The organism is Brucella daejeonensis (assembly GCF_014199265.1).
In the GTDB taxonomy this organism is placed as follows: Bacteria; Pseudomonadota; Alphaproteobacteria; order Rhizobiales; family Rhizobiaceae; genus Brucella; species Brucella daejeonensis.
The window spans coordinates 1-21,789 of record NZ_JACIJG010000020.1; the positions used below are offsets into that span (position 1 = coordinate 1).

A 21,789-nucleotide genomic window follows, 5' to 3' on the forward strand; every position below is an offset into this window, starting at 1 on the left:
CATCGGCCATCTCGTCACAACCATCGAACCAGCAGAATGCGCAAACTACTTCGAAAGCGCCGGATACGCTTCCGTCAAAACCTGAAAGGCTCTAGTCATGGCAGCTAACGTCCATCTCGCCTGAGACAGCCGCAAAAATTGCAACAGATTCTTGGACAGCGCTCGAAATGTCGGGACGACTTGTTATGTCGCCAGTGAATAACCCAGATCGCGCAACGGCAGACGGCGGACACGTTCTCCGGTTGCCATGAAAATGGCATTTCCCAGTGCCGGCGCCAGTGCCGGGAAGGCCGGCTCGCCCATGCCAGTCGGCGGGTTGTCGGACTGAATGAAGAAGGCATCGATGTTCATCGGCGCGAACGGCATACGCAAAATCGGATAGGCGTTGTAGTTCTGTTCTTCAATCTCACCGTTCTCAATATTGATCTTGAGGCCCAAAGCCGTGGAAAGCGCGTCCGTGCTGGCGCCCTGCGCCTGCGCTTCGGAGCCGGCCAGATCAATGATCGGGCCGACGTCGAGCACGACAACGATACGATCGATCCTGATCCGCTTTTTGGCGTCCACACTCAGTTCTACCGCCTGCGCGGCATGGCCCGCGTGGGAATAGCACCAGGCCAGCCCCATGCCTTTCCCCTTCGACAGCGTTTTGCCCCAGTCCGCCTTGTCGGCACACATTCTGATGACGTCCGTGGCTCGCCTGGGGCTGAAATTGGCAATCGTGCCGTTGGCTCCCGGTTGGGGCGCCAGCTCGGGGACGTCGCGATTAACCGCGTCGATCAGAAACTCAACATGGTCACGGTCTGCGGCCAGCGACAGTTCATGCATGAAGCTTTGCGCGGCAAAGACCTGAACACAATCGCCCGGCGCTCGCCAAGCGCCGGTCGGAATTCTCAATGGAAACATCGTGGTGCCGCGACGCAGGTTCGGCGCCTTGATGGAGTATTTGATATTCTCGGTAAGCCCCGAGGCCGCAGCTTCCTTCTTTCCGTCCGCAGTGAAGGTGATGAAATGCTCTTGCCAGGCGTCGAGCCTGCCATTTTCATCAACCGCTCCCTTGAACTGGTGATAACCGGAGGGGCGAAAAAAATCGTGGCTGAAATCGTCCTCCCGGCTCCATTGCAGCTTGACCGGAGCGTCGACTTTACGCGCGATGGCCGCAGCCTCGCAGGTATAATCGTTGACCAGCCGCCGCCCGAATGCACCACCGACGCGGGTCTGGTGCATCACGATTTTTTCCTGCGCTATGTTCGCGACTTTCGCCACCAATGGCAAAGCGCGCACGGGCTGCTGGGTCGGAACCCACATCTCCATGATTCCGTCGTGCCAGTGCGCAGTCGTATTCATCGGCTCCAGCGGCGCATGGGCCACAAAGGGATATTCGTAATAGGCCTCGATGGTTTTCGCCGCGCCGGCAAATGCCTTATCCACATCGCCGACATTATCGTCGGCCTGGCTGGGGAATAGCGCCGCGGCCTTTCTGGCATCCCTTGAGAACCGGGATGTCGAATCCTTCGATGCTTCGCTTCGGTCCCAATCGACCCGGAGTTTCTTCTTGGCCTGAAAGGCGCTCCATGTATCTTTGGCAATGATGGCGACACCCGGCATCACTTCGGCCGGAATACCCGTGCCCTCCAGAATGAAAGCATCGAGCACACCGGGTTGCGCTGTGATCTCGTCGCGATTGAAGGATAGCGCCTTCCCGCCTGCCGCCGGACATTTGGTGTAATTGGCATAGACCATCCCGGGAAGCTGGACATCGATCCCGAACAGGGGCTGGCCAGTGACGACCTTGGAATCGTCAACGCCGTGATGGCGTTTTCCGATGAGGCCATATTCATTGCGGGCTTTCAGCTTCAACGCCGCGGGATCTGGCACCGGCATCTGCGACGCCGCAACCGCAAACTCTCCGTAGGTGGCGGATTTACCGCTTGCGGCATGGGACAGAACCGATTCCCTGGCGACGATCTGCGATGCATCGACGCCCCATTGTCCGGCTGCCGCGGCAATCAGCATCGCCCTGGCGCCGGCCCCTGCCTGGCGCAACTGGTTCCAGGCAAGCGGGATCGATGTCGAGCCGCCAGCCCCCTGATTGCCATAGACATCAGGTTTGATGGGCGCCTGCTCAACCACGACATTGTTCCAGTCGGCATCGAGTTCCTCGGCAATAATCACACCAAAGGATGTCTTGATGCCCTGACCGATTTCCGGCGCTTTGGAGAAAATGGTGATCCTGTTGTCAGGCGCAATCCGGATGAAAGCGTTTATCGCCCGATCATCGCCATTTTCGGTATTGTCCTGCGCTTCCTCGGCAAAGGCCGTATCACCAAGATGAAATCCGAGCACCAGCCCGGCAACCCCCATGCCCGCCAGCTTGAGGAAACCCCGTCGGCCTGTGGTAAATCCCGAATTGAGGGAGAAGTCGACGGCCGGTCGAGACCGCACCTCGCTTATAAGCGCGGAGAGATAAGCATCGGACTGTGCAAAACCGGACTGCGTATCAGTCATTATGCACCACCTCGTCGGATTTTGATTGCTGGGGTGCCTGCTTTCGCAGGCTGGCGATATCCTCACCCGTCAAACCTGCGCCCTGGGCACCGAAACGGGCTGTAACATAATTGGCGACGGCCGCTATATCTTCGTCGGAATAGCCCTGCCCGAAGGCGGGCATGAAGACAGGGCCTGCTTCCGTCTCGCGGTTGACGCCGTTGATGACAGCCTGCGCGACATTGGTGGCGCTGGGATCGTTGACTGCACGAATACCCGTCAGTGTCGCATGGTTGTTGACCGGGCTTATGCCAGTCCAGCTATGACAACTCGCACAGGCGCTGGCGAAGACCAGTTCGCCACGCCGATCGGACGTTCCTGTTTTCACGCCCTCCTTATAGGATACCGGCGCGGGCGTGGTGACAGGACGCGGCAAGCCGCTCGAACGGGCGGGAATGCTGCGCAGATAGGTCACCAGTGCCTTGGTATCCTGCGGCAACAGATAGGTCAGGCTGTTATCATAAGCCTCGCCCATCGGACCCGTCGGACTGCCATGACCGTCAGCATAGCCGGTGGAGAGATAGGCGCCGAGATTTTCAGCGGTCCAGTGGCCCAGACCCGAATCCGGATCGCTCGTGATGTTATAAGCGTGCCAGCCCGCAGTGATCGCACCGGCAAACTTTCTCGAATTGTTCAGAGCGAAGGCAATATTGCGCGGTGTGTGGCAGTCGCCGCAATGGCCCAGCGCCTCGGCAAGATAGGCACCGCGATTCCATTCCGCGCTTCGGTCAACATTGGGGCGAAAGCGCTCATCGGGGTTGAATACGAGGTTCCAGATCGCCATCAGGCCGCGTTGGTTGAACGGCCATGACAATTGGCTTGTCTTCGCTGGCTCGTGCACCGGCGTCAGGGTCAGAAGATAGGCCTTGATGGCCAGCACATCGGCATCGCTCATCAAGGTGTAGGACGTATAAGGCATGGCGGGATAAAGATGCGATCCATCGGCGCGAACGCCATTCCTCACCGCGGCCAGAAACTGGGCGTCGCTGTAATTGCCGATACCCGTTTCCTTGTCGGCGGTAATATTGGTGGAATAGATCGTGCCGAATGGCATGACGAAAGCGAAACCGCCTGCGAAGGGAGCGCCACCCGGAGCCGTATGACAGGCCTGACAGTCCGCCGCACGGGCGAGATATTCGCCGCGCTTCGCAATGTCCGCATCGGCAAGCTCAGGGGGAACGCCGGTGACATTGCCACCTTTGTAATCCTCCAGCGCGACCGTCGCTCCTCCGGCAAAAGACATCGGATCGCGGTCCGCATAAAACCACCCCGCAAGACCGATTGCGGCAACTGCGATGACAACGACGATAGCGGCGACGATTTTCTTCATCGGTCAGGCCAATTTGGATGCAGCGCTTTTGATAGCCCGGCGGATGCGAATATAGGTTCCGCAGCGGCAGATATTTCCGGCCATGGCGGCGTCTATGTCGAGATCGTCGGGATGAGGGGTCGTATTCAATAAAGCTGTCGCGGACATGATTTGGCCAGCCTGGCAATAACCGCATTGCGGAACGTCGGCTTCCATCCAGGCCTGCTGCACGGCGGCGCCGCTGGGCGTATCGCCAATTCCCTCAATGGTCACGACCTGGCGGTCGCCAATATCGCCAATCGTCAACTGGCAAGAGCGCACCGGCGCGCCGTCCACATGCACGGTGCAGGCGCCACACTGCGCAACACCGCAACCGTATTTGGTGCCGACAAGACTGAGATGATCGCGCAGCACCCACAGAAGCGGCATATCTTCCGGGACATCAACGCTGAAGTCTTTCCCATTGACAGTAAAGGTAAACATGCCTCGCTTCCTTCAAAGCGGTGAAATCGATATGCCAATGGCATATTATGTCAATCTGCACGGAATTCGGTGTTCAATTTGTATTGCAACAATATTACTGGAAAGTTTCGATTATTTTATTATAAAATGCTGAAATACAACCGTTTGCTTCGGTGCCGCGATTTGCCCCGACGCAAAAAAAACGGCGGAGCCATCAAGGCTCCGCCGCTTGTCTCTTCAAAGCCCCGATTTCACCGGGGCTTTATTGCGTTTACGCCAGATCGTAGCGGTCGGCGTTCATGACCTTCGTCCAGGCGGCGACAAAATCCTTCACGAATTTTTCCTTGCTGTCGTCCTGGGCGTAGACTTCCGCATAGGCACGAAGGATGGAGTTGGAGCCGAAAACCAGATCGACGCGGGTGGCGGTGAACTTGACGGCTCCGGTTGCGCGGTCGCGGATTTCGTAAAGACCATTGGCGGTCGGTACCCACGAATAGGCCATGTCGGTGAGCGTGACGAAGAAGTCGGTGGTCAGCGCCCCCTTGCGGTCCGTGAAGACGCCATGCGCCGTATCGCCATGATTGGTGCCGATCACGCGCATGCCGCCGATCAGCGCCGTCATTTCAGGCGCGGTGATGCGCATCAACTGGGCGCGGTCGAGCAGCATTTCCTCGGCTGAGACGACATAGTCCTTCTTCATCCAGTTGCGGAAGCCGTCGGCAAGCGGCTCCAGCGGCGCGAAGCCTTCCACGTCGGTCTGCTCGGCTGTCGCATCGCCACGACCCGGTGCGAAAGGCACTTCGATATCGAAACCTGCGGCCTTGGCGGCCTGTTCCACACCGTAATTGCCAGCCAGCACAATCGTGTCGGCAAGGCTTGCGCCGGATGCCGCCGCAATCGGTTCGAGCACGGAGAGAACCCGCGCCAGACGTGCCGGTTCGTTGCCTTCCCAGTCCTTCTGCGGGGCAAGACGGATGCGTGCGCCGTTTGCGCCGCCGCGATAATCTGAGCCGCGGAAGGTGCGCGCGCTGTCCCAGGCGGTGGAAACCATATCCGACACGGAAAGGCCCGATGCCGCGATCCTGGCCTTCAGGGCCTTGACGTCATAGCCGGTGCTTCCAGCCGGGACCGGGTCTTGCCAGATGAGGTCTTCGGTCGGGGCATCCGGGCCGAAATAACGCGATTTCGGTCCCATGTCGCGATGGGTCAGCTTGAACCATGCGCGCGCAAACGCGTCGGAAAATGCCTCGAAATCATCCTTGAAGCGGAGCGAAATTTCGCGGTAGATCGGGTCCACCTTCATTGCCATGTCCGCATCGGTCATGATGGGCAGGAGGCGGATCGACGCGTCTTCCACGTCGACCGGCTTGTCCTTGTCGGCAATGGTGATCGGCACCCATTGCGAGGCGCCTGCCGGGCTGTGGCTCAGTGTCCATTCGTGATTGAACAGCATTTCGAAGAAGCCGTTGTCCCATTTGGTCGGCTCGGTCGTCCATGCGCCTTCGATGCCCGACACAACCGTGTCACGGCCAATGCCGCGGCCCTTGGTGTTCATCCAGCCAAGCCCCTGATATTCCGGGCCTGCGGCTTCCGGATCTGGGCTGAGATCGGCCGCGCTGCCATTGCCGTGGCTCTTGCCGATGGTGTGGCCGCCAGCGGTCAGCGCGACGGTTTCCTCATCGTTCATGCCCATGCGGGCGAAGGTTTCGCGGATCTGCGCGGCGGTGGCCATCGGATCGGACTTGCCGTTGACGCCTTCCGGGTTGACATAGATCAGGCCCATCTGCACGGCGGCGAGCGGGTTTTCCAGCGTTTCCGGCTTGCTCACATCGCCATAGCGGCCATCGCTCGGCGCAAGCCATTCTTTTTCCTCGCCCCAATAGGTGTCCTTTTCCGGGGCCCAGATGTCTTCGCGGCCAAAGGCGAAGCCGAAGGTCTTCAGGCCCGCAACGTCATAGGCGATGGTGCCCGCGAGCGCGATGAGGTCGGCCCAGGAAATGCGATTGCCGTATTTCTTCTTGATCGGCCACAGCAGGCGACGGCCCTTGTCGGTGTTGACGTTATCCGGCCAGGAATTGAGCGGCGCAAAACGCTGGTTGCCGGTGCCGGTGCCGCCACGTCCGTCGGTGTTGCGGTAGGAACCGGCGGCGTGCCAGCTGACGCGGGCCATCATGCCGACATAGCTGCCCCAGTCCGCTGGCCACCATGGCTGGCTGTCGGTCATCAGGGCGCGCAAATCGGCCTTGAGCGCTTCCACATCGAGCTTCTTGAGCTCTTCCCTGTAATTGAAATCCTTGCCCAGCGGATTGGTCTTGGTATCGTGCTGGTGCAGAATGTCGAGATTGAGTGCATTGGGCCACCATTCCATCACGGAATTGCCAAGAGCGGTGTTGCCGCCATGCATGACCGGACATTTCCCGGCCTGTTTCGTCTTTACGTCCATGATTTTTCTCCGGTAGTCTTCTTCAAATAGCTTCGCTGATAAAGTGATTGGTTGAAAGTAAAATGCATGTTGCGACAAGGCGGCTGTTCCCGCCATGTTACATGGCAATAGTGACAGGATAACGAAGCTATCGATAATTTCCAATTGTATATTCTAAAGGCTGCGATATGATTATCTTATGATAGGATTATCGATGAAACATCTGCGCTATTTCGATGCGCTTGCCGGAATCGGTCATTTTGGGCGTGCGGCGGAGGCGTGTTCGATTTCCCAGCCGGCGCTGTCGGTGCAGATAAGAGAGCTGGAGGAACTGATTGGCGCTCCTCTGGTGGAGCGGGGCGGCAGGCAAATCCGCCTGACGAGTCTGGGCGAGGCATTTGCGGAACGCGTTCGCGGCATTCTGCGTTCGGTCGATGAATTGGAGGAACTGGCGCGCGCCACGCAAGGGGCGTTCACGGGAAAGCTTCGCCTCGGTATCATCCCGACGGTTGCGCCTTATCTATTGCCCGAAATCATCAAGACGCTGAACGTGACCTATCCCGGTCTGGAACCCCGGCCGAAGGAAGCGATCACGCAAAAGCTGATCCACGATCTTCTGGAAGCGCGTCTCGACGCGGCGATTGTCGCCCTGCCTGTTTCCGAACCTGCCTTGACGGAAATTCCACTCTTTGACGAGGAGTTTGTCCTGATCCGGCCGCTGGAAGATGCTGACAAGCCTGTTCCCAGTGCCGACAAGCTGCATGAGATGAAGCTGCTTTTGCTGGAGGAAGGGCACTGTTTCCGCGATCAGGCGCTGTCGTTCTGCAATATCGCCGCCGCGCCGCCGCGTGAATTCATGGAGGGGAGTTCGCTTTCCACCCTCGTCCAGATGGTGGGCGCTGGCATCGGCGTGACGCTCGTTCCACAAATGGCCCTTGATATGGAGACGCGCTCGGCAAGAATATGCATGTCGCGTCTTGGCCCGCCGCACCCGGTGCGGACCATCGGCATGGTGTGGCGCAAGACGAACCCCCTGTCGTCGCAATTGGCGGAGATTGCACAACTTGTCCGTCAGGTCGGGCTTGGCAATCAGGAAAAGACGGAAGGTCTGCTGGCCCCGACCAACGTTCAGGCCGGCAAATGAAGGTTCTTGCCGTTCCGATGTTTGATATGGGCTGAAATTCCGGTCCGTTTTTTCAAACTGCTCGCTATCTGTTTCGGCCCCATGAGGCTGAAAGCCGTGGCAAGCGCATCCGCCATCGCGGTGCTCGGCGCGACCACCGTCACCCGCTCATAGAGTGATGCGGAATAGCCGGTCTTCGGATTGAGAAGATGATTGAATCGACCGCTTTCCTCGAACTGAAAGCCCTCGAAGCTCGATGTCGCAAGCCCCCGATCTTCAATGTCGATAAATTCTTCCGGGCTGGAACCGGCTTCCAGATCGGCAATGCCGATGCGCCATGGCCTGCCGTCCGGCCCGGTGCCGATGGCCCGGTATTCTCCCATATCCACCAGCGCATGTTTCACGCCGCCCGCCTTGAGCAGAGCCGTGACCCGGTCGGTGACAAACCCTTGAGCAATACCGTTGAGCGTCAGCGCCATGGCCGGTCTTGCAAAGGCGATGCGGCTTGCATCGAACAGGACATGGCCGAAGCCGACCTGCGCCAGCGCCTTGTTCCATTCCTCCCGCGAAGGCCCGCTCGGGTCGGGATTCGGCTTGGAGAAATGGCTCTTCAGGCATTCCCAGAGCGGTTGCACCGTCGGGTCGAACAGGCCGTCGCTCAATTGCCAGCATGTGCGGCAGATGCTCAATAGCTCGACCAGTTCCGGCGAAGGCGATGCCAGAGCGCCAGCCCGGTTCAGTCGGGAAAGCTCGCTATCGGGACGATAGAGCGTAAAAATATCCTCAAGCCGCCCCGCTTCTCGGACGCTCTCGCGGATCAATCGTTCCGCGGTCTTCCAGTCCGGGTGATAGACGATAATTCTGGCTGGTGCGCCCATTGCCTGCCCGCGCCATGTTACGGGGTCGGGAGCCGTCAAGGCCGAAGCAAGACGCGGAGCGCCATAAAACGCCGCGGCTGCGATGCCACCGGCAAGCACAAGACGTCGATTGACAGGCATGGCGGTTTCCTCAATGGTTTTCGGCGACGGAACCCGTTTGTGGAACGCCCTGATCGCCCAGCACATAATCTTCCGGCATATCCTTGAAATTCACGATACGCCCACCCTTGTCGGCAACGAACCGTTCAGCGGCTTCCTGCGTCGAGAACGGAACGGCTTCCTTTGCGCCCATACCGCCAAGCACGGCGCTTTCGATCACGAAAAACGCCTTGCGCGCATCGACCCAGTTTTCCGCCCCCGGTTCTTCCCAGCTTGGCGCCTTGCCCATGTCGGAAACATAGATGGCGGCGATAGTCTTCGGTTCTTCCGGCAGCATGGTGAAGGCGAGCGTGTCACGCGCCGACGAAAACCAGACCGCTTCATTGGCGGGTGCGAGAATGATCTGTCCCTTGGGGCCGGGATGCTCCAGAACGTTCATGCCGCAATAGCGCCCCATTGCCGTTTCGGTCAGCGCGAAAGGCGCAATTGTCTCAACCTTCTTCTCCTGCGAGCAGCCAGCCAGAACGGCCACGAGAAACGCGGAGGCGACAAGCCAGGACTTCTTCATAGTTCTTTCCTCGAAAAGACCAGCATGGAAAGCGAAAGCGGCAGCAGGGTCCAGAGGCCGAGCGCCAGCGTGAGGCTGAGGGTTCCAAGCGTTGCATTGCCCGCCACGCCGCCCATGCCGGTGAGTGCACCGGCCTGACCGGTGCCGAAATTGAGAAGACGATAGGAATCCGCCGGATTGAACAGCAGAAAGCCGTTCAGCACGTGTGTGCCAATCATCCGGCCCTGATCGAAGACCAGCAGCGCCAGCAGGGCCGCATCGTAGATCAGGACAAAGAACAGCCAGACGCCGATGGCCACGCCCGCCGCCGTGCTGCGCTCGCGCACCAGCGTGCTGGCGAGAAAGCCGATGGCGATGAACACCGCACCGAGCAGGATCGACGAGCCGATCAGCTTGAGAAGCGACAGCCAGCTTCCCGCATCCACGCCCGCTCCGGTGGCGATCAGTGCGAGGGCCGCTGCGCCATAGCCGAACAGGGTTGCAAAGGCCAGAATGGCAAGCTGGCCGAGAAACTTGCCGAGCACCATCTGCGTGCGGCTCAGCGGATAGCTTAGCAGCAGGAGCATGGTGCCCCGCTCCATTTCGCCGACAATTGCGTCGTGCGAGATCAGAAGCGCGATGAGCGGGATGAGGAAAATGGTAAGGCTGGAAAGACTGACGATCACGATGTCAAGCCTGCTTGCGCCGATGGAACTGCCGGTCGGCGCGCTGCCAAGAAACGTCATGCTGAGCGCCAGCGCGGCCAGCAGCAGCGTGGTTGCCAAAACCCAGCGATTGCGCAGGCCTTCCTGAATTTCCTTGGCCGCGATAATGGCGATATTATTCATTCCGCCGCCTCCTGTTGCGCCGCATCGCCCGCATTGAGGAAATGGGCATAAAGTTCGTCGAGTGTCGGCGGGATGATGTCGAGTTCCGAAAGATTGTCGTTCATGGCCACGATGTCGCGCACGAGCGCCATCTTGCCGTCCGCCGGGGCTTCGGTTTCAAAGAGATCGGGGCCGAGACGATGCCAGCGAAGAGCGGTGTTTTCGCTCCCCGCAGGCAGACGTGACACGTCATGGGTCTGCACGCGAATCCGCAGCGGTAATTGCGAAATCCGACGCAGCGCATCGATGGAACCGTCGGCGATCACCCGGCCTTTATTGGCGATGATGACGCGCCCGACCTTGGTTTCCAGCTCGGTCAGCGCGTGCGACGACATGAGGATCGTCGCGCCGTCCTGCCGCAAATGCTCCAGAATATCGTAAAAACTCTGGCGGAGCGCCGGGTCGAGGCCGGTCGTCGGCTCGTCTAGAAGCAGCACCGACGGTTTTCCGAGCAGGGCTTGCGCCAGCCCAAGTCGCTGGCGCATCCCCTTGGAATAGGTGCCGACCCGGCGACGCGCAGCCTCAGCCAGTCCGACGCGCTCCAGAAGCTCTCCCGTCTGTTTGAGCGGAACCTGTTTCAGACGCGCATAAAACCTGAGCGTTTCGGCTCCCGTCAGCGCCATGTTGAAAGAGACGTGTTCCGGCAGGTAGCCAAGCCGCAGCCGAGCCGCGAAAGCACCCGATGCCGGGTCTTCGCCCAGCACGCGCACCTGGCCGTTCGTCGGGCGGATCAGGCCGAGCATGAGCTTGATCATCGTAGTTTTTCCGGCCCCGTTGTGACCGACCAGCGCGATGTTTTCACCGCCATGGAGCTTGAAACTCGCCTCGCTGATGGCGTTGAAGCCGCCATAGGACTTGGTGACCCGGTCGAGAATGACAGTCTCAGTCATTTTGTTTGCTTTCCTTGTCCTCTGCTCGGGCCAGCGACAGGGCAGGGGGCTTCATAAGGGGATGGCTGTCCACGACCCCGCCGGGAAGAAGTGCGGGGAACTGTGTCTGCGCCCAGCGGATCGTTTCGACAGCCGGGCTATTGATAAGGATTTTTGCCTGCGGCGCAGTCCACAACACCCGGTCGATGAGATCGTTGGGCCGGTAAGGGCTGTCCGCGATGCCGTCGCCGTTCAGATCGAAGGCCGGATTGTCGCTCCAGTAATTGCCGCGTCCTCCGACCGACCAGTCGAGATTGCGCGTGCCCACATATTTCACCTGATTGCGGTTGTTGATGAAGGCGTTGCCGCTCATGGCATTGCCTTCGGAACCCGCGGTGAAATGGATGCCGATGCTGCAATTCTTAAAACTGTTTCCGGTGAATGTGTTCTTGTTGGCATTGTAGATGAAGACGCATTTTTCCGGGCCGAGCCGCGCAGTTTCTCCCGCTACTGCTTCCGTCTGGTCACTCGCGGGCATGCCATGCTCGCCCGTCTGCACGCCTGCATCAAGCCAGCGGTCGATGGGCTGCATCCGACCGATCACACGGTTGCCGGAAATGGCGGAATTATTGGCATAATTGAGCAGAAGGCCGTGGTCGCGGTCGCCCTCGGACAGATTGTCCAATATTTTCAGCCGCTTGGTATACATGATCGCGAAACCGACAGAATTGTTGCGCGAAATATTGCCGATCACCGAACTGTCATCGGTGTACATGTAATGGACTGCGAAGCGCAGATCCTCCATCACGTTGTTCTTGAAGACATTCTTGCGGCTGGCATTGGTATAGATGCCGTCGCGCCCGTAGCGTATCGTATTGCCGATCACTTCGGCACCAGGCGCATTCCAGATCGACACGCCGCTGCCGGTCTGGGCCATGCGCACACCGCGCCGCCCGATGATCGTGTTGCCGCTGGCAACCGAATCCGCCGCGCCATGCAGATAGATGCCGTAAAGATTGTCCACCAGCCGGTTGTTCTCGATACGCGCGCCGGTCGCCGTCTTGGAGACAAAAATGCCGGAATGGAGATCGGGCATGTTATCGCCCGATCCGCGCACTTCCAGTCCGCGCACGATTGCACCCGGCGCATCGACCGTGATGGCGTTACCGGAACCCAGCCCGTCCAGAACTGCGCCCGGTTCGCCTTCGAGTTCGATGGCGCGATCGACAGTGACCGCGCCATCGTGCTTGCCCTTCAGGAGCCGGACGACATCGCCCGGCTCCGCTTGTGCAACAACCGCCTGCACGCTGTCTCCGACAGCCACGTCGATCTGCCTTGCTGGCACTGCATTGGAAAATGCAAGCACAGATACGACACTGGCACACAGAGACAGCGAGAGACGGAAGAGCATCATGGCATTCAGGCCTTCTTCGGTTCCACGAGCATCCGGCCCTTCATTTCCATGTGCATGGCATGGCAGAACCATGAGCAGTAATACCACCACACGCCGGGCTTCGAGGCCGTGAAGGTGACGGATGCCGTTGCCTGTGGTCCTACTTCCATGTTGACGCCGTAATTGATGATGGCGAAACCATGGGTCAGGTCTTCGATCTCATCGATATTGGTGACATAGACCGTTACTTCGTCGCCCTGCTGGACGGTGAAGTCGGTGAGGCCGAAGGCCGGGGCGGAGGATGTCATATAGACACGCACCTTGTTGCCGTCGCGGATCACCTCATTGGCTTCCGTCAGGTCAAGACCGTCGGCCTTTGCCTGAGCAACGGCGTCGGCAAAGAATGGATCCTCACGACTCCAGAAATTGACGGGATTGATCTTGGACCGGTGAACGATTGTTGCATCATGCGGTTCGGCAAAGCTCGGTCCATCATGAACGATCTCCATCTTGTCGCCGGAAATGTCGATGAGCTGATCGTTCTCCGGTTTGAGCGGCCCGACATTGAGATAGCGGTCCTTGGAGAACTTGTTGAGCGAGATCAGCCATTTGCCGTCCGCTTCCTTGGTCTGGCCCATGGAGGTGTGGTTATGGCCCGGCTGATAATGCACATCGAGCTTCTGGCGGATCGGATCGACCTTCTCGCCCTTGAAAGCGCGCTTGGCGTCTTCGATGTTCCACTTGCAGACCTGACTGTCGATGAACAGCGTCGTATAGGCGTTGCCCTTGCCGTCATAGGCTGTATGCAACGGTCCAAGCCCCAGTTCCGGCTCGGCGACCACCGCATCGCGCGGCTTGATCTTGTCGTCGAAAAGATCGTCGAACTTGCGCACGTCGAACACCGTAACGGTCGGCGACAATTTGCCGTTGACGACCACATGAATGCCGTCCGGCGCGGTATTGATGCCGTGCGGGCTGTTGGGCACGGGGATGTAGCGCGTGAATTTGGAGCCGTGGCGACCATCGATGACCGGCACGCCGCCCATTTCCTTGAACTCTCCCTTGGCGACCGCTTCCTCGATACGCTTCAGGTTGAAGACGACGATCCAGTCCTGCTCGCTCGACATCATTTCGGCGAGCGTCGACCCTTCCTCCGAATTGTAGCAGGTGGCGAAGGCATATTTGCCCTGATAGTCGCAGTCCACATTGTCGAGATTGCCATCGACCATGATTTGCCAGGCGACCTTCATCGTCTCGCCGTCCACGGCGCTGAAAATGGCGTGATACTGCTTGTGATCCGTCAGGTTGCTGCCGTCATTGGGGATCGGCACGCGATCTTCACCGTTACAGAAGACATAACCGGTCTTGGGATATTTCTGCACGCGCAGACCATGAACTGTATGCTGGTTCGGCAGCTGGATGATCTTGTCGCATTTCATCACATCGAGACGGATACGGCAGACGCGCGTATTGGCCTTGTCGTTGGCGTAGAGATAACGACCGTCATAGGTGCCGTCCGTAAAGGAGGGATGCGGATGGTGCAGATCGCCGTTGAGGAAGATGCCGCCCTGATCCTTCAGGAGTTCGCGATCCTGCGGCAGCAGGCCCTCGGTCAGCACCTTCCGGCTTTCATTGGTCTGGCCCCAGCCGGTTGCGCTGTCGCGATTGAAGACCGGAATGCGCATCAGTTCGCGCATGGAGGGCAGGCCGACAATACGCACTTCGCCCGATTGGCCGCTGGAAAAGAAGACGTAATATTCGTCGAGTTCGCCCGGCTTCACTTCGGCGCTGTGCGCTTCCCCTTTTGCCGCAGCCGCAAGCGTCGGCTCGCTCGATCCGGCAAGAAGGGCGCCGCCAAGACCGCTTGCGCCAGCCGCCGCCACAAAGGCCGAACTTCCGAGCAATTTTCTTCGACTGATCTGCGTTTTACTGATTTCGTCAGACATGGTTCTCTCCTTTGATAAATCAGGCAGTGGGGCCGGTATTGACAGGGAGTTCGACCGGCTTCCCCTTGACTGAGATGACGGGCCTGGCTGGGCCACCACCCCGCTCGGTGGCGGCTGCAAGCGGCGCATTGCGGGCGGCGAATTTTTCGCGCTTCACGCGCACCTGAATCATGTGCGGGCAGCGCTGGTCGTCGTGATAAAGCTCCTGGCAATGCATGCAGTAGATGCACTCATTGACATTGATCTGGCCTTCGGGGTGGATTGCCTCAACGGGGCATTCCTTGGCGCAGCGCTGGCAGGGCGATCCGCATTCGGACCAGCGCTTCAGCCATTCGAACATGCGGATGCGTCCGGGAATGGCCAGCGCCGCGCCCAGCGGGCACATGTAGCGGCAATAGAAGCGCTCGATGAACAGACCCGCCGCAAGCAGTGTCAGCGCATAGATCACGAACGGCCATTCGCGCGCGAATTTGAGGATGATCGAGGTCTTGAACGGCTCGACTTCCGAAAAAACCTCCGCCAGCGCCACCGAATAGAGCGACAGGCCAAACAGACCGAGGAAGATCATGTATTTGATCGGCCACAGGCGTTCGTGCAGGCCCCATGGCAGGGTGACTTGCGGCACTTTCAGCCACTTGGCGAGATTGTTGGTGAGTTCCTGCAAGGCGCCGAACGGGCACAGCCAGCCGCAGAACGGTCCACGGCCCCAGAACAGAAGGCCCGCCGCCACCGATGCCCACAGGATGAAGATCAGCGGCGAAGTGAGGAAGAACTCCCAGTTGAAGCCGGTAATCAGCGAATTGGTGAAGGTCAGGACATTGACCACCGACAATTGCGCATTGTTGTAGAAACCGAGCCACAACAGAATGAACAGGAGATAGCTGCGCCGTACCCAGACGAAGACACGCGGATGCCTGACGAGGCTGTTCTGGAAGAAGAAGATGCCGACAAGGACGAGGATCGCCAGCCCCGCGATGACCACATTGACACGGTTCATCTCCCACATTTTTACCCAGAGCGGGCTGTTTTCTCCCAATATGTCGGCAGCGGTCGCTTCGCCTACCGGCTGCGGCTGGCGCGGCGCGTCGACTGCGCTTGCAGGCTGTGCGGGTGCGGGTTCCGGCTTCTTGAGCATATAGGGTTCGGGCAGATTATAGCCGACGTCATAACTCACATTGGCCTTGTCGCGTGCGCCAAAGGCGCGCTGCACGAGAAGCTGCAAGTCCCACGGCCTGGTCACGTCGAAGGCGAAACCGTCGGGAACCTGAAACAGCGCGATCTCACGCAGGCGCGGCGCACCCTCGGCCATGATGTCGCCGATGCGGGTGTGGTTCTTGTCGCGGAAACGCACGCCCTGTCCATCCTGCATCAATTCGATGCGGTCGAAAATGCCGCCGCGCACATAGCCCGATCCCTTGAAGGAATAGGCGCCATCGCCCGCTACAAGAATGGCCGACCGGCCGGGCTTCAGCTGCTTTTGCAAACGGGCGAAAGCGTCCTCGCCAAGCAGGCTTATGCCGATGGAGGGCACGGAAACGGGAGCGAGATAAAGCTGGATAAATTCGTCTTCGGGATTGACGGTTTCCGGATTATCGGCGGCAGCATCGTGTTTTGCATCGCGGAACGCCTGCGTAACCTCTCCGACAGACAGTTTCAGGCTGCGTACCGATCCGTCGCCGATCAGCGTCTGCCAGTCCTTCTTCTCGCGCAGATCCATATTGAGGGCGCGCGGCGCATCGGCGGCGACATTTGCCACCGGCGCATTGCCGAGCCGTCCGCTGCGAATAAGCCCGACAGCCGAGCGCACCACGCTGTCGCCCATCACCAGAACGGTAACGGTCGCTCCGCTGACGATCTCTACCTGCGGCGGTTTCGCATCGCCTGCGGCGACTGCGCTCATATCGCTGTTGACCAGCGAATTCAGCGCCGCGACGACCTTGGGTTCGGGAATGCCGATCAGCACGATCGGTTCCTTGTGATCCACCAGCTTGATTCCGCGAATGACGCCCTTGGGGTCGATGCCGACAACAATGTGGATCGGCTTGCCGGAATAACCGATGGAACTGGTGAAATCGGAATTCAGATAGACATAGCCCAGAAGCTCATCGCCCTTTTTTACAGGTGCGATGGGTGGTTCGCCCTGCGGCGCACCGATGCTGTTCGCCCCTTCGAAGAGCGCATGCACGTCCACCTTGGGCAGATATTTCTGCAATTCTCCCGCCTGTGCGGGCACGGCGAAGAGCATGGCCAGAAGCAGCAGCAGGCCCGGTTGCCCAAAACGAAAGGGGCGGAAAAACCGGCGGATATTATGGGAACGCTGGAAAAAATTACGTCCACGATGCGGGGCGTTTGTCTTGTCGTAGAATGCTCGTATCACTTCCAACCTGCTTACATTCCGCTGCCAAACGGCGGATGTATCTTCCGCACGGAATGTAGCCCCGGAAGTTGCGAAGACATTGCTTTAGCGCAAAGAGCATCTGCTTTCGCACGATAGCCGAAAGTGGGGGCAAAACAGGATGGGGTGGTTGTCGATCCGGCAGTCAGGCGCTGGTGGTGGAAATGAATACGGGGGCCGGCGTCTCATGGTGAGCCTGGACCTTGCCGGTCCGCCGCAGGCGTCGATCATGCCGGATAATCGCACGATGTAAAAATAGCGCGCGCTTTGCGCGCTTCGTCATGATCGGCTGAGGTGTTTTTGTCTTGGAGCCTGTCCCAAAAGCCGCCATGTGTGCCTGCAAATGGCAATTCGTCTTGAGTTCCGGTACTCGAGAATTACCATTTTTGCACACACATGGCGCTTATTGATTCAAGCTCTTACAGGAACCCGTGAAGAAGGGAACCGTGAGAGTTGGACAGGTCGTGAATATCCGCTGTACCTAACAATGATTGCCCAATAAATGTCAGCTCTGGAACAATCGAGCCAAGAAGGCCTCCCGCATCGCTCATTGCATCCTGCGCGGCCTCAAAAATATCCGTCTGACCCTGATCGGCCACATCGGTCGACAAGCTGCTCTCCGCAACAGCCGGGGCATCTGATGCGGTGGTCTGAATATCTTCGGAGTGACCCAGAAGACCGCCAAGCAAGTCCGTGACACCACCGACCACGTCGCCAACGGCGTCAGTTACGCCGGTCAGCGTATCGTCAAGCACGTCGGTGACGCCGCCAACCACATCGCCAACGACATCGGTCACGCCTGTCAGGGTGTCGCCAAGCACGTCGGTGACGCCGCCGACCACGTCGCCAACGACATCGGTCACGCCTGTCAGGGTGTCGCCAAGCACGTCGGTGACGCCGCCGACCACATCGCCAACAACATCGGTTACGCCTGTCAGGGTATCGTCAAGCACGTCGGTGACACCGCCGACCACGTCGCCGACGACATCGGTCACGCCTGTTAGCGTATCGTCAAGCACGTCGGTGACGCCGCCAACCACGTCGCCAACAACATCGGTCACGCCTGTCAGGGTGTCGCCAAGCACGTCGGTGACGCCGCCAACCACGTCGCCAACAACATCGGTCACACCGGTCAGCGTATCGTCAAGCGCATCCGTGATGCCGCCAACGGTATCGGATATATCGGTCGGCGCGTCATCAGGCAGATCCGGTATATTGGAAACCGCATTGTGCGCCGTATCCACGACACCAGTCAGAGGTTGGTCCACATTCAGCGTCGGAATATGGACGTCGCCCGTTATGCTCCCGCCACTGGAGCCGACAACACGCACTGTCTCGTGGCCCAGATCCGATGTAGCCGCCATCTGTAGGGCAGCTTCCGTATCCGTCCCGGCAACATCGTTCGCAGCGTCAGCCACCGTGTGGGCTTCAATATTTGCGGCTGCATCGATCGAAGCGACATCAACGGTCTGAAGAGCGGCATCCTGTGCGGGCACAGCTGCGGGAATACTTGCCGAGACGGCATGATCGCCCGCTATCACATCGCTCTCCGGGACGGTCGCATGGACATCGGTCGTCGAAGTGTCGCTTGCGTCCGAAGAGGAATCCGGGTGTGCCGGTGCCGCAGCGACTGCCGCCGCCGCCTTTTCACTCTCCATGATCGTAATGCCAAGGCCGATAGCACCGGCGGCCAACGTGAACAGTGTGGAACTTTCTACATTGAAAGCAGTCGATCTGCCTGCATTTCTGGAACCTGCCTGTCGTTCATTTGAATTACGAGCTGGAGTTCCCTTTTCCGACTCACCCATAGTTCGATCCTCACTGTTCGCGGAACGCATGTCCGATTTCATCCAACAGCGGTCCAAGAAGATAACCAAGTAAAGTCCTTGAACTTGTTGTTACCACAACTTCGGCTGGCATTCCAGGTTGAAGCCGAACCGCTGAATTTTTTATATCGTCAAGATTTATTGACGCTCTCACCGAAAAGTAACTGGCTCCCGATTGCGAGTCCGTAATCTTGTCGGCCGAAACACTTATAATTTTCCCTCTCAGATTGGGACGCTTCGATCGCGGCACGCCCGTAAGGCGAATATCGGCATCGGCGCCCTGCTTCACCTCGTTGATGTCGGACAAGGGCAGTCGTCCCTCAACGATGATCGGCGTGTCGTCGGGCACGATATCCATCAGACGTGCACCGGCCTGAATGACTCCACCTTCCGTGAAGACGGACAGGCCAACGATCACCCCGCTGACAGGCGCTTTGATGACCGTGCGGTTCATGACGTCCTGCGCCGCTTCAAGTTTTGGCCGGGCCTCGGCCAGTGAAGCCTGCGTTTTGCGAATCTGGTCGGTAATGTCGCTGATCCTGTCGCGTTCGAGCTTGGCGATGGCCAGTTCGGTTTCCCCGATTTCCTTTTCCGATCCCGCAATGTCCGCAAGCCGCGATCCGCGATCCGCACGCAGTTGCGCGATCAGTCTTTCCAGTTCCAGAACACGCGTTTTCGGCGTGAACCCCGACACCAGCAGTTTCCGCGCTCCTTCGATCTCGAGGTCGAGGGATTCGCTTTGCTGCTCCAGGCCTTCGACCTGCGCCTTCAGTCCGGTAATCCGTTCCTGAAGCTGTTCGGTTTTGGAAAACAGGACCTTCTTTTCTGTCTCGTACTGCTGTTCTCTGGCAAGCAGCATGGCATGTTCGTTGGCGACGGCAGCCTTGATCAACGAGCGTGATGCATTCTTCTGCTCGAATGCTCCGAGGCAGTCGGCGCCGGAATTGTCCCGTTCGCAGATCAGCCGGGCCTCTTGCGCCAGCAGGGAGACCACTTCCGCATTGGCTATGTCCAGTTTGGCGCGGGCTTCGGTCGTGTCGAGGCCGATCAGGGGTTGGCCGCGTTCGACCTGTTCGCCCTCGGCGACCAGAAGTTCCGAGACAACACCCCCATAGGGATGCTGGACCGATTGCCTCTGCGCCTGCACCTGAAGACTGCCTTCGGCGATCGCGGCGGACGAAAGAGGGGCCGCATAGCCCCACAAGGCAAACAGCAGCACAAAAGCCCCGATGGCAAGCGCGCCAACCATGGCCGGCTTCAAGGGGTTGTTGTAGGCCTGATCCTCGGAAACGGGAATATTCGTCATTCGCGAGCCTCCGAAACCGAGGATTGGAGTCCACTCTGCTTCGCCCGGGCCGCAGCCAGTGCTTCCGATGAGCCGTGCCAAGTCATTCGGCCGGTGTTGAGAATGAGAACGGTATCGACGACATTCAGCACCGCCGGCTGGTGCGTGATGACGACGATCGCGGTTCCTTGCGCCTTCATGACGAACAGCGCCTTGCTCAGGGCCTCTTCGCCAGCCAGATCCAGATGGGCATTCGGTTCGTCCAGAATGAGCAGCTTGGGCCGTTCGAGCAAAGCCCTGGCCAGGCCGATGCGCTGCCGTTGTCCGCCCGACAATCCAAGCCCGCCGGGCCCCAGCATCGTATCATACTGCTTGGGCAGGTTGAGAATCATCTCGTGAATGCCCGCAAGCGTCGCCGCTTCGATGACCCGTTCCACCGACGTATCGCCGAACCGGGCAATGTTTTCGCGCACGGTGCCGGCAAAAAGCCCGACATCCTGCGGCAGATACCCCGTGATGCGGCCGAATTCGTTAGAATCCCAGTGTGTGTAGTTCAGCCCGCCGAACCAGATCTCGCCCTCGGACGGCTGCAACGCACCGATCAGCAATTTGGCGAGCGAACTCTTGCCGGAACCGCTCGGTCCGACAATTGCAAGCGCTTCCCCTTCACCGATCTTGAAGGATATTCCCTCAAGAACGGGTCTTCCGCGTCCAGCGACGCTATAGCCGACGTTCTTCACCTCCAGCGCGGTCTTGTTGATGGGAACGACCGTCTTGAGGTCAGAGACCGGGTTTTCGTTCAGTATGTCCCGGATGCGGTTATAGCCGCTGCGTGCGGCTGCGGCCTGTTTCCAGGCAGCCACCGATTGTTCGACGGGAACCAGCGAACGTCCCATGATGATGCTTGCGGCAAATATGGTTGCGGGCATGATGGCGTGGTCGATGGCCAGCCATGCGCCCGTCCCCAGCATCAGGGATTGCAGCAGCAGCCTGGCAAATCTCGTTCCTGCGGAGATAATGGCATTGCGGTCGCTTGCAAAAGCCTGCTGGCGATGCATGTCCGAACGACTGCCCTGCCAGTGCTGCTCGACCGAGGACTGCATACCCATGGCACGGATGACGTCCGCGTGTTGCATGATGTTCTCGGTGAACATGAAGGAGCGTCTGGAGGCGGTTTTTGCATCTTCCATCGGCTGGCGGGTAACGGACTCGTTCAGAAAAGCCAGTCCCAGCAGCGCTGCGGCGCCAAGGGTTGCGACAAGTCCCAGCACGGGATGGATTACATAAAGCAGCACAAGATAAAGCGGAATCCACGGCAGATCGAATGCAAAGAATATGCCGGGGCCCGTGACGAAGGTGCGGAACTCGTCCAGTTCGCGCAAGGGCTGCGCGCCCAGCGAATAGCCCTTTTTGGACGAGCGCTGAACCAGCGCCGAGAACACACGCCCCGCCAGCTTCTCATCGAGCAGGATGCCGCAACGGATCATGATCTGGGAACGGACAGCATCGAGAATGGCCATCACCAGCAGCGCCACGACAAGAATGACCGTAAGCAGCACCAGCGTCGGAATGCTTTCGCTTACCAGAACGCGATTATAAACCTGCATCAAATAGAGTGGCGAGCTCAGATACAGCAAATTGATAACGCTCGAAAAAATACCGACAAAAAGAAAATGCAGCCGCAAAGACTTCAATGCAGCCGTTATTTCGTTTTCTTTTCGCTCCTCGGAGGCGTCGATAGCTGTTACATCAGTCATTTTGGTTGGAACTTGCGAAGCTTTCTGTGTGAATAATGCGGGTTGGA

15 protein-coding genes are annotated in these 21,789 nt (G+C 58.9%); 1 reads left to right on the plus strand and 14 read right to left on the minus strand.

From position 1 onward, the window contains the following. Positions 1-183: 183 nt before the first annotated feature. From FHS76_RS18660 to katG, 4 genes are all read right to left on the minus strand, one after another. Positions 184-2,505: a xanthine dehydrogenase family protein molybdopterin-binding subunit gene (locus FHS76_RS18660; protein ID WP_183656426.1), complete on the minus strand. Its 2,322-nt coding sequence runs from the start codon at positions 2,503-2,505 to the stop codon at positions 184-186. Continuing rightward, positions 2,498-3,874, minus strand: coding sequence for a cytochrome c (locus tag FHS76_RS18665; protein ID WP_183656429.1), 1,377 nt, complete (start codon positions 3,872-3,874; stop codon positions 2,498-2,500). The genes FHS76_RS18660 and FHS76_RS18665 overlap by 8 nt, the downstream gene beginning before the upstream one ends. 3 nt (positions 3,875-3,877) lie before the next feature. Then, positions 3,878-4,336 carry a (2Fe-2S)-binding protein gene (locus FHS76_RS18670; protein WP_183656432.1) on the minus strand — a complete coding sequence of 153 codons (459 nt, stop codon included), beginning with the start codon at positions 4,334-4,336 and terminating at the stop codon, positions 3,878-3,880. 250 nt (positions 4,337-4,586) lie between these two features. Continuing rightward, positions 4,587-6,758, minus strand: a complete 2,172-nt coding sequence (katG, locus tag FHS76_RS18675; RefSeq protein ID WP_183656435.1) for a catalase/peroxidase HPI — start codon at positions 6,756-6,758, stop codon at positions 4,587-4,589. A gap of 178 nt (positions 6,759-6,936) precedes the next feature. On the opposite strand from katG, the gene FHS76_RS18680 reads away from it, so the two are divergent. After that, complete coding sequence (locus FHS76_RS18680) at positions 6,937-7,881, plus strand: hydrogen peroxide-inducible genes activator (protein WP_183656438.1); 945 nt, start codon at positions 6,937-6,939, stop codon at positions 7,879-7,881. Here the strand turns inward: FHS76_RS18680 and FHS76_RS18685 are convergent. The 10 genes from FHS76_RS18685 to FHS76_RS18730 form a co-directional block, all read right to left on the minus strand. Beyond that, positions 7,866-8,858, minus strand: coding sequence for an FAD:protein FMN transferase (locus FHS76_RS18685; protein ID WP_183656441.1), 993 nt, complete (start codon positions 8,856-8,858; stop codon positions 7,866-7,868). The two genes, FHS76_RS18680 and FHS76_RS18685, sit on opposite strands and share 16 nt — an antisense overlap. 10 nt (positions 8,859-8,868) lie before the next feature. Next, positions 8,869-9,405 (minus strand): nitrous oxide reductase accessory protein NosL, encoded by a 537-nt coding sequence (locus FHS76_RS18690; protein ID WP_183656444.1) that lies wholly within the window; start codon positions 9,403-9,405, stop codon positions 8,869-8,871. Then, positions 9,402-10,232 carry an ABC transporter permease subunit gene (locus FHS76_RS18695; RefSeq protein ID WP_183656448.1) on the minus strand — a complete coding sequence of 277 codons (831 nt, stop codon included), beginning with the start codon at positions 10,230-10,232 and terminating at the stop codon, positions 9,402-9,404. Before FHS76_RS18695 ends, FHS76_RS18690 begins: the two co-directional genes overlap by 4 nt. Continuing rightward, a complete protein-coding gene (locus FHS76_RS18700) occupies positions 10,229-11,161 on the minus strand; it encodes an ABC transporter ATP-binding protein (RefSeq protein ID WP_183656451.1) in 933 nt (310 codons plus the stop codon). Before FHS76_RS18700 ends, FHS76_RS18695 begins: the two co-directional genes overlap by 4 nt. After that, positions 11,154-12,554, minus strand: coding sequence for a nitrous oxide reductase family maturation protein NosD (locus FHS76_RS18705; RefSeq protein WP_183656454.1), 1,401 nt, complete (start codon positions 12,552-12,554; stop codon positions 11,154-11,156). The genes FHS76_RS18700 and FHS76_RS18705 overlap by 8 nt, the downstream gene beginning before the upstream one ends. A 5-nt stretch (positions 12,555-12,559) precedes the next feature. Beyond that, a complete protein-coding gene (gene nosZ, locus FHS76_RS18710; protein WP_183656457.1) occupies positions 12,560-14,479 on the minus strand; it encodes a TAT-dependent nitrous-oxide reductase in 1,920 nt (639 codons plus the stop codon). A 19-nt stretch (positions 14,480-14,498) separates the two neighbouring features. Next, positions 14,499-16,724 carry a regulatory protein NosR gene (locus FHS76_RS18715; protein WP_210306175.1) on the minus strand — a complete coding sequence of 742 codons (2,226 nt, stop codon included), beginning with the start codon at positions 16,722-16,724 and terminating at the stop codon, positions 14,499-14,501. Positions 16,725-17,293: 569 nt separating this feature from the next. Beyond that, positions 17,294-18,532 carry a hypothetical protein gene (locus FHS76_RS18720; RefSeq protein WP_183656463.1) on the minus strand — a complete coding sequence of 413 codons (1,239 nt, stop codon included), beginning with the start codon at positions 18,530-18,532 and terminating at the stop codon, positions 17,294-17,296. 160 nt (positions 18,533-18,692) lie between these two features. Then, positions 18,693-20,006 carry an HlyD family type I secretion periplasmic adaptor subunit gene (locus tag FHS76_RS18725; protein ID WP_183656466.1) on the minus strand — a complete coding sequence of 438 codons (1,314 nt, stop codon included), beginning with the start codon at positions 20,004-20,006 and terminating at the stop codon, positions 18,693-18,695. Then, the gene (locus tag FHS76_RS18730) at positions 20,003-21,742 is read right to left on the minus strand and encodes a type I secretion system permease/ATPase (RefSeq protein WP_183656469.1); all 1,740 of its coding nucleotides are present in this window, start codon (positions 21,740-21,742) and stop codon (positions 20,003-20,005) included. Before FHS76_RS18730 ends, FHS76_RS18725 begins: the two co-directional genes overlap by 4 nt. Positions 21,743-21,789 lie beyond the last annotated feature (47 nt).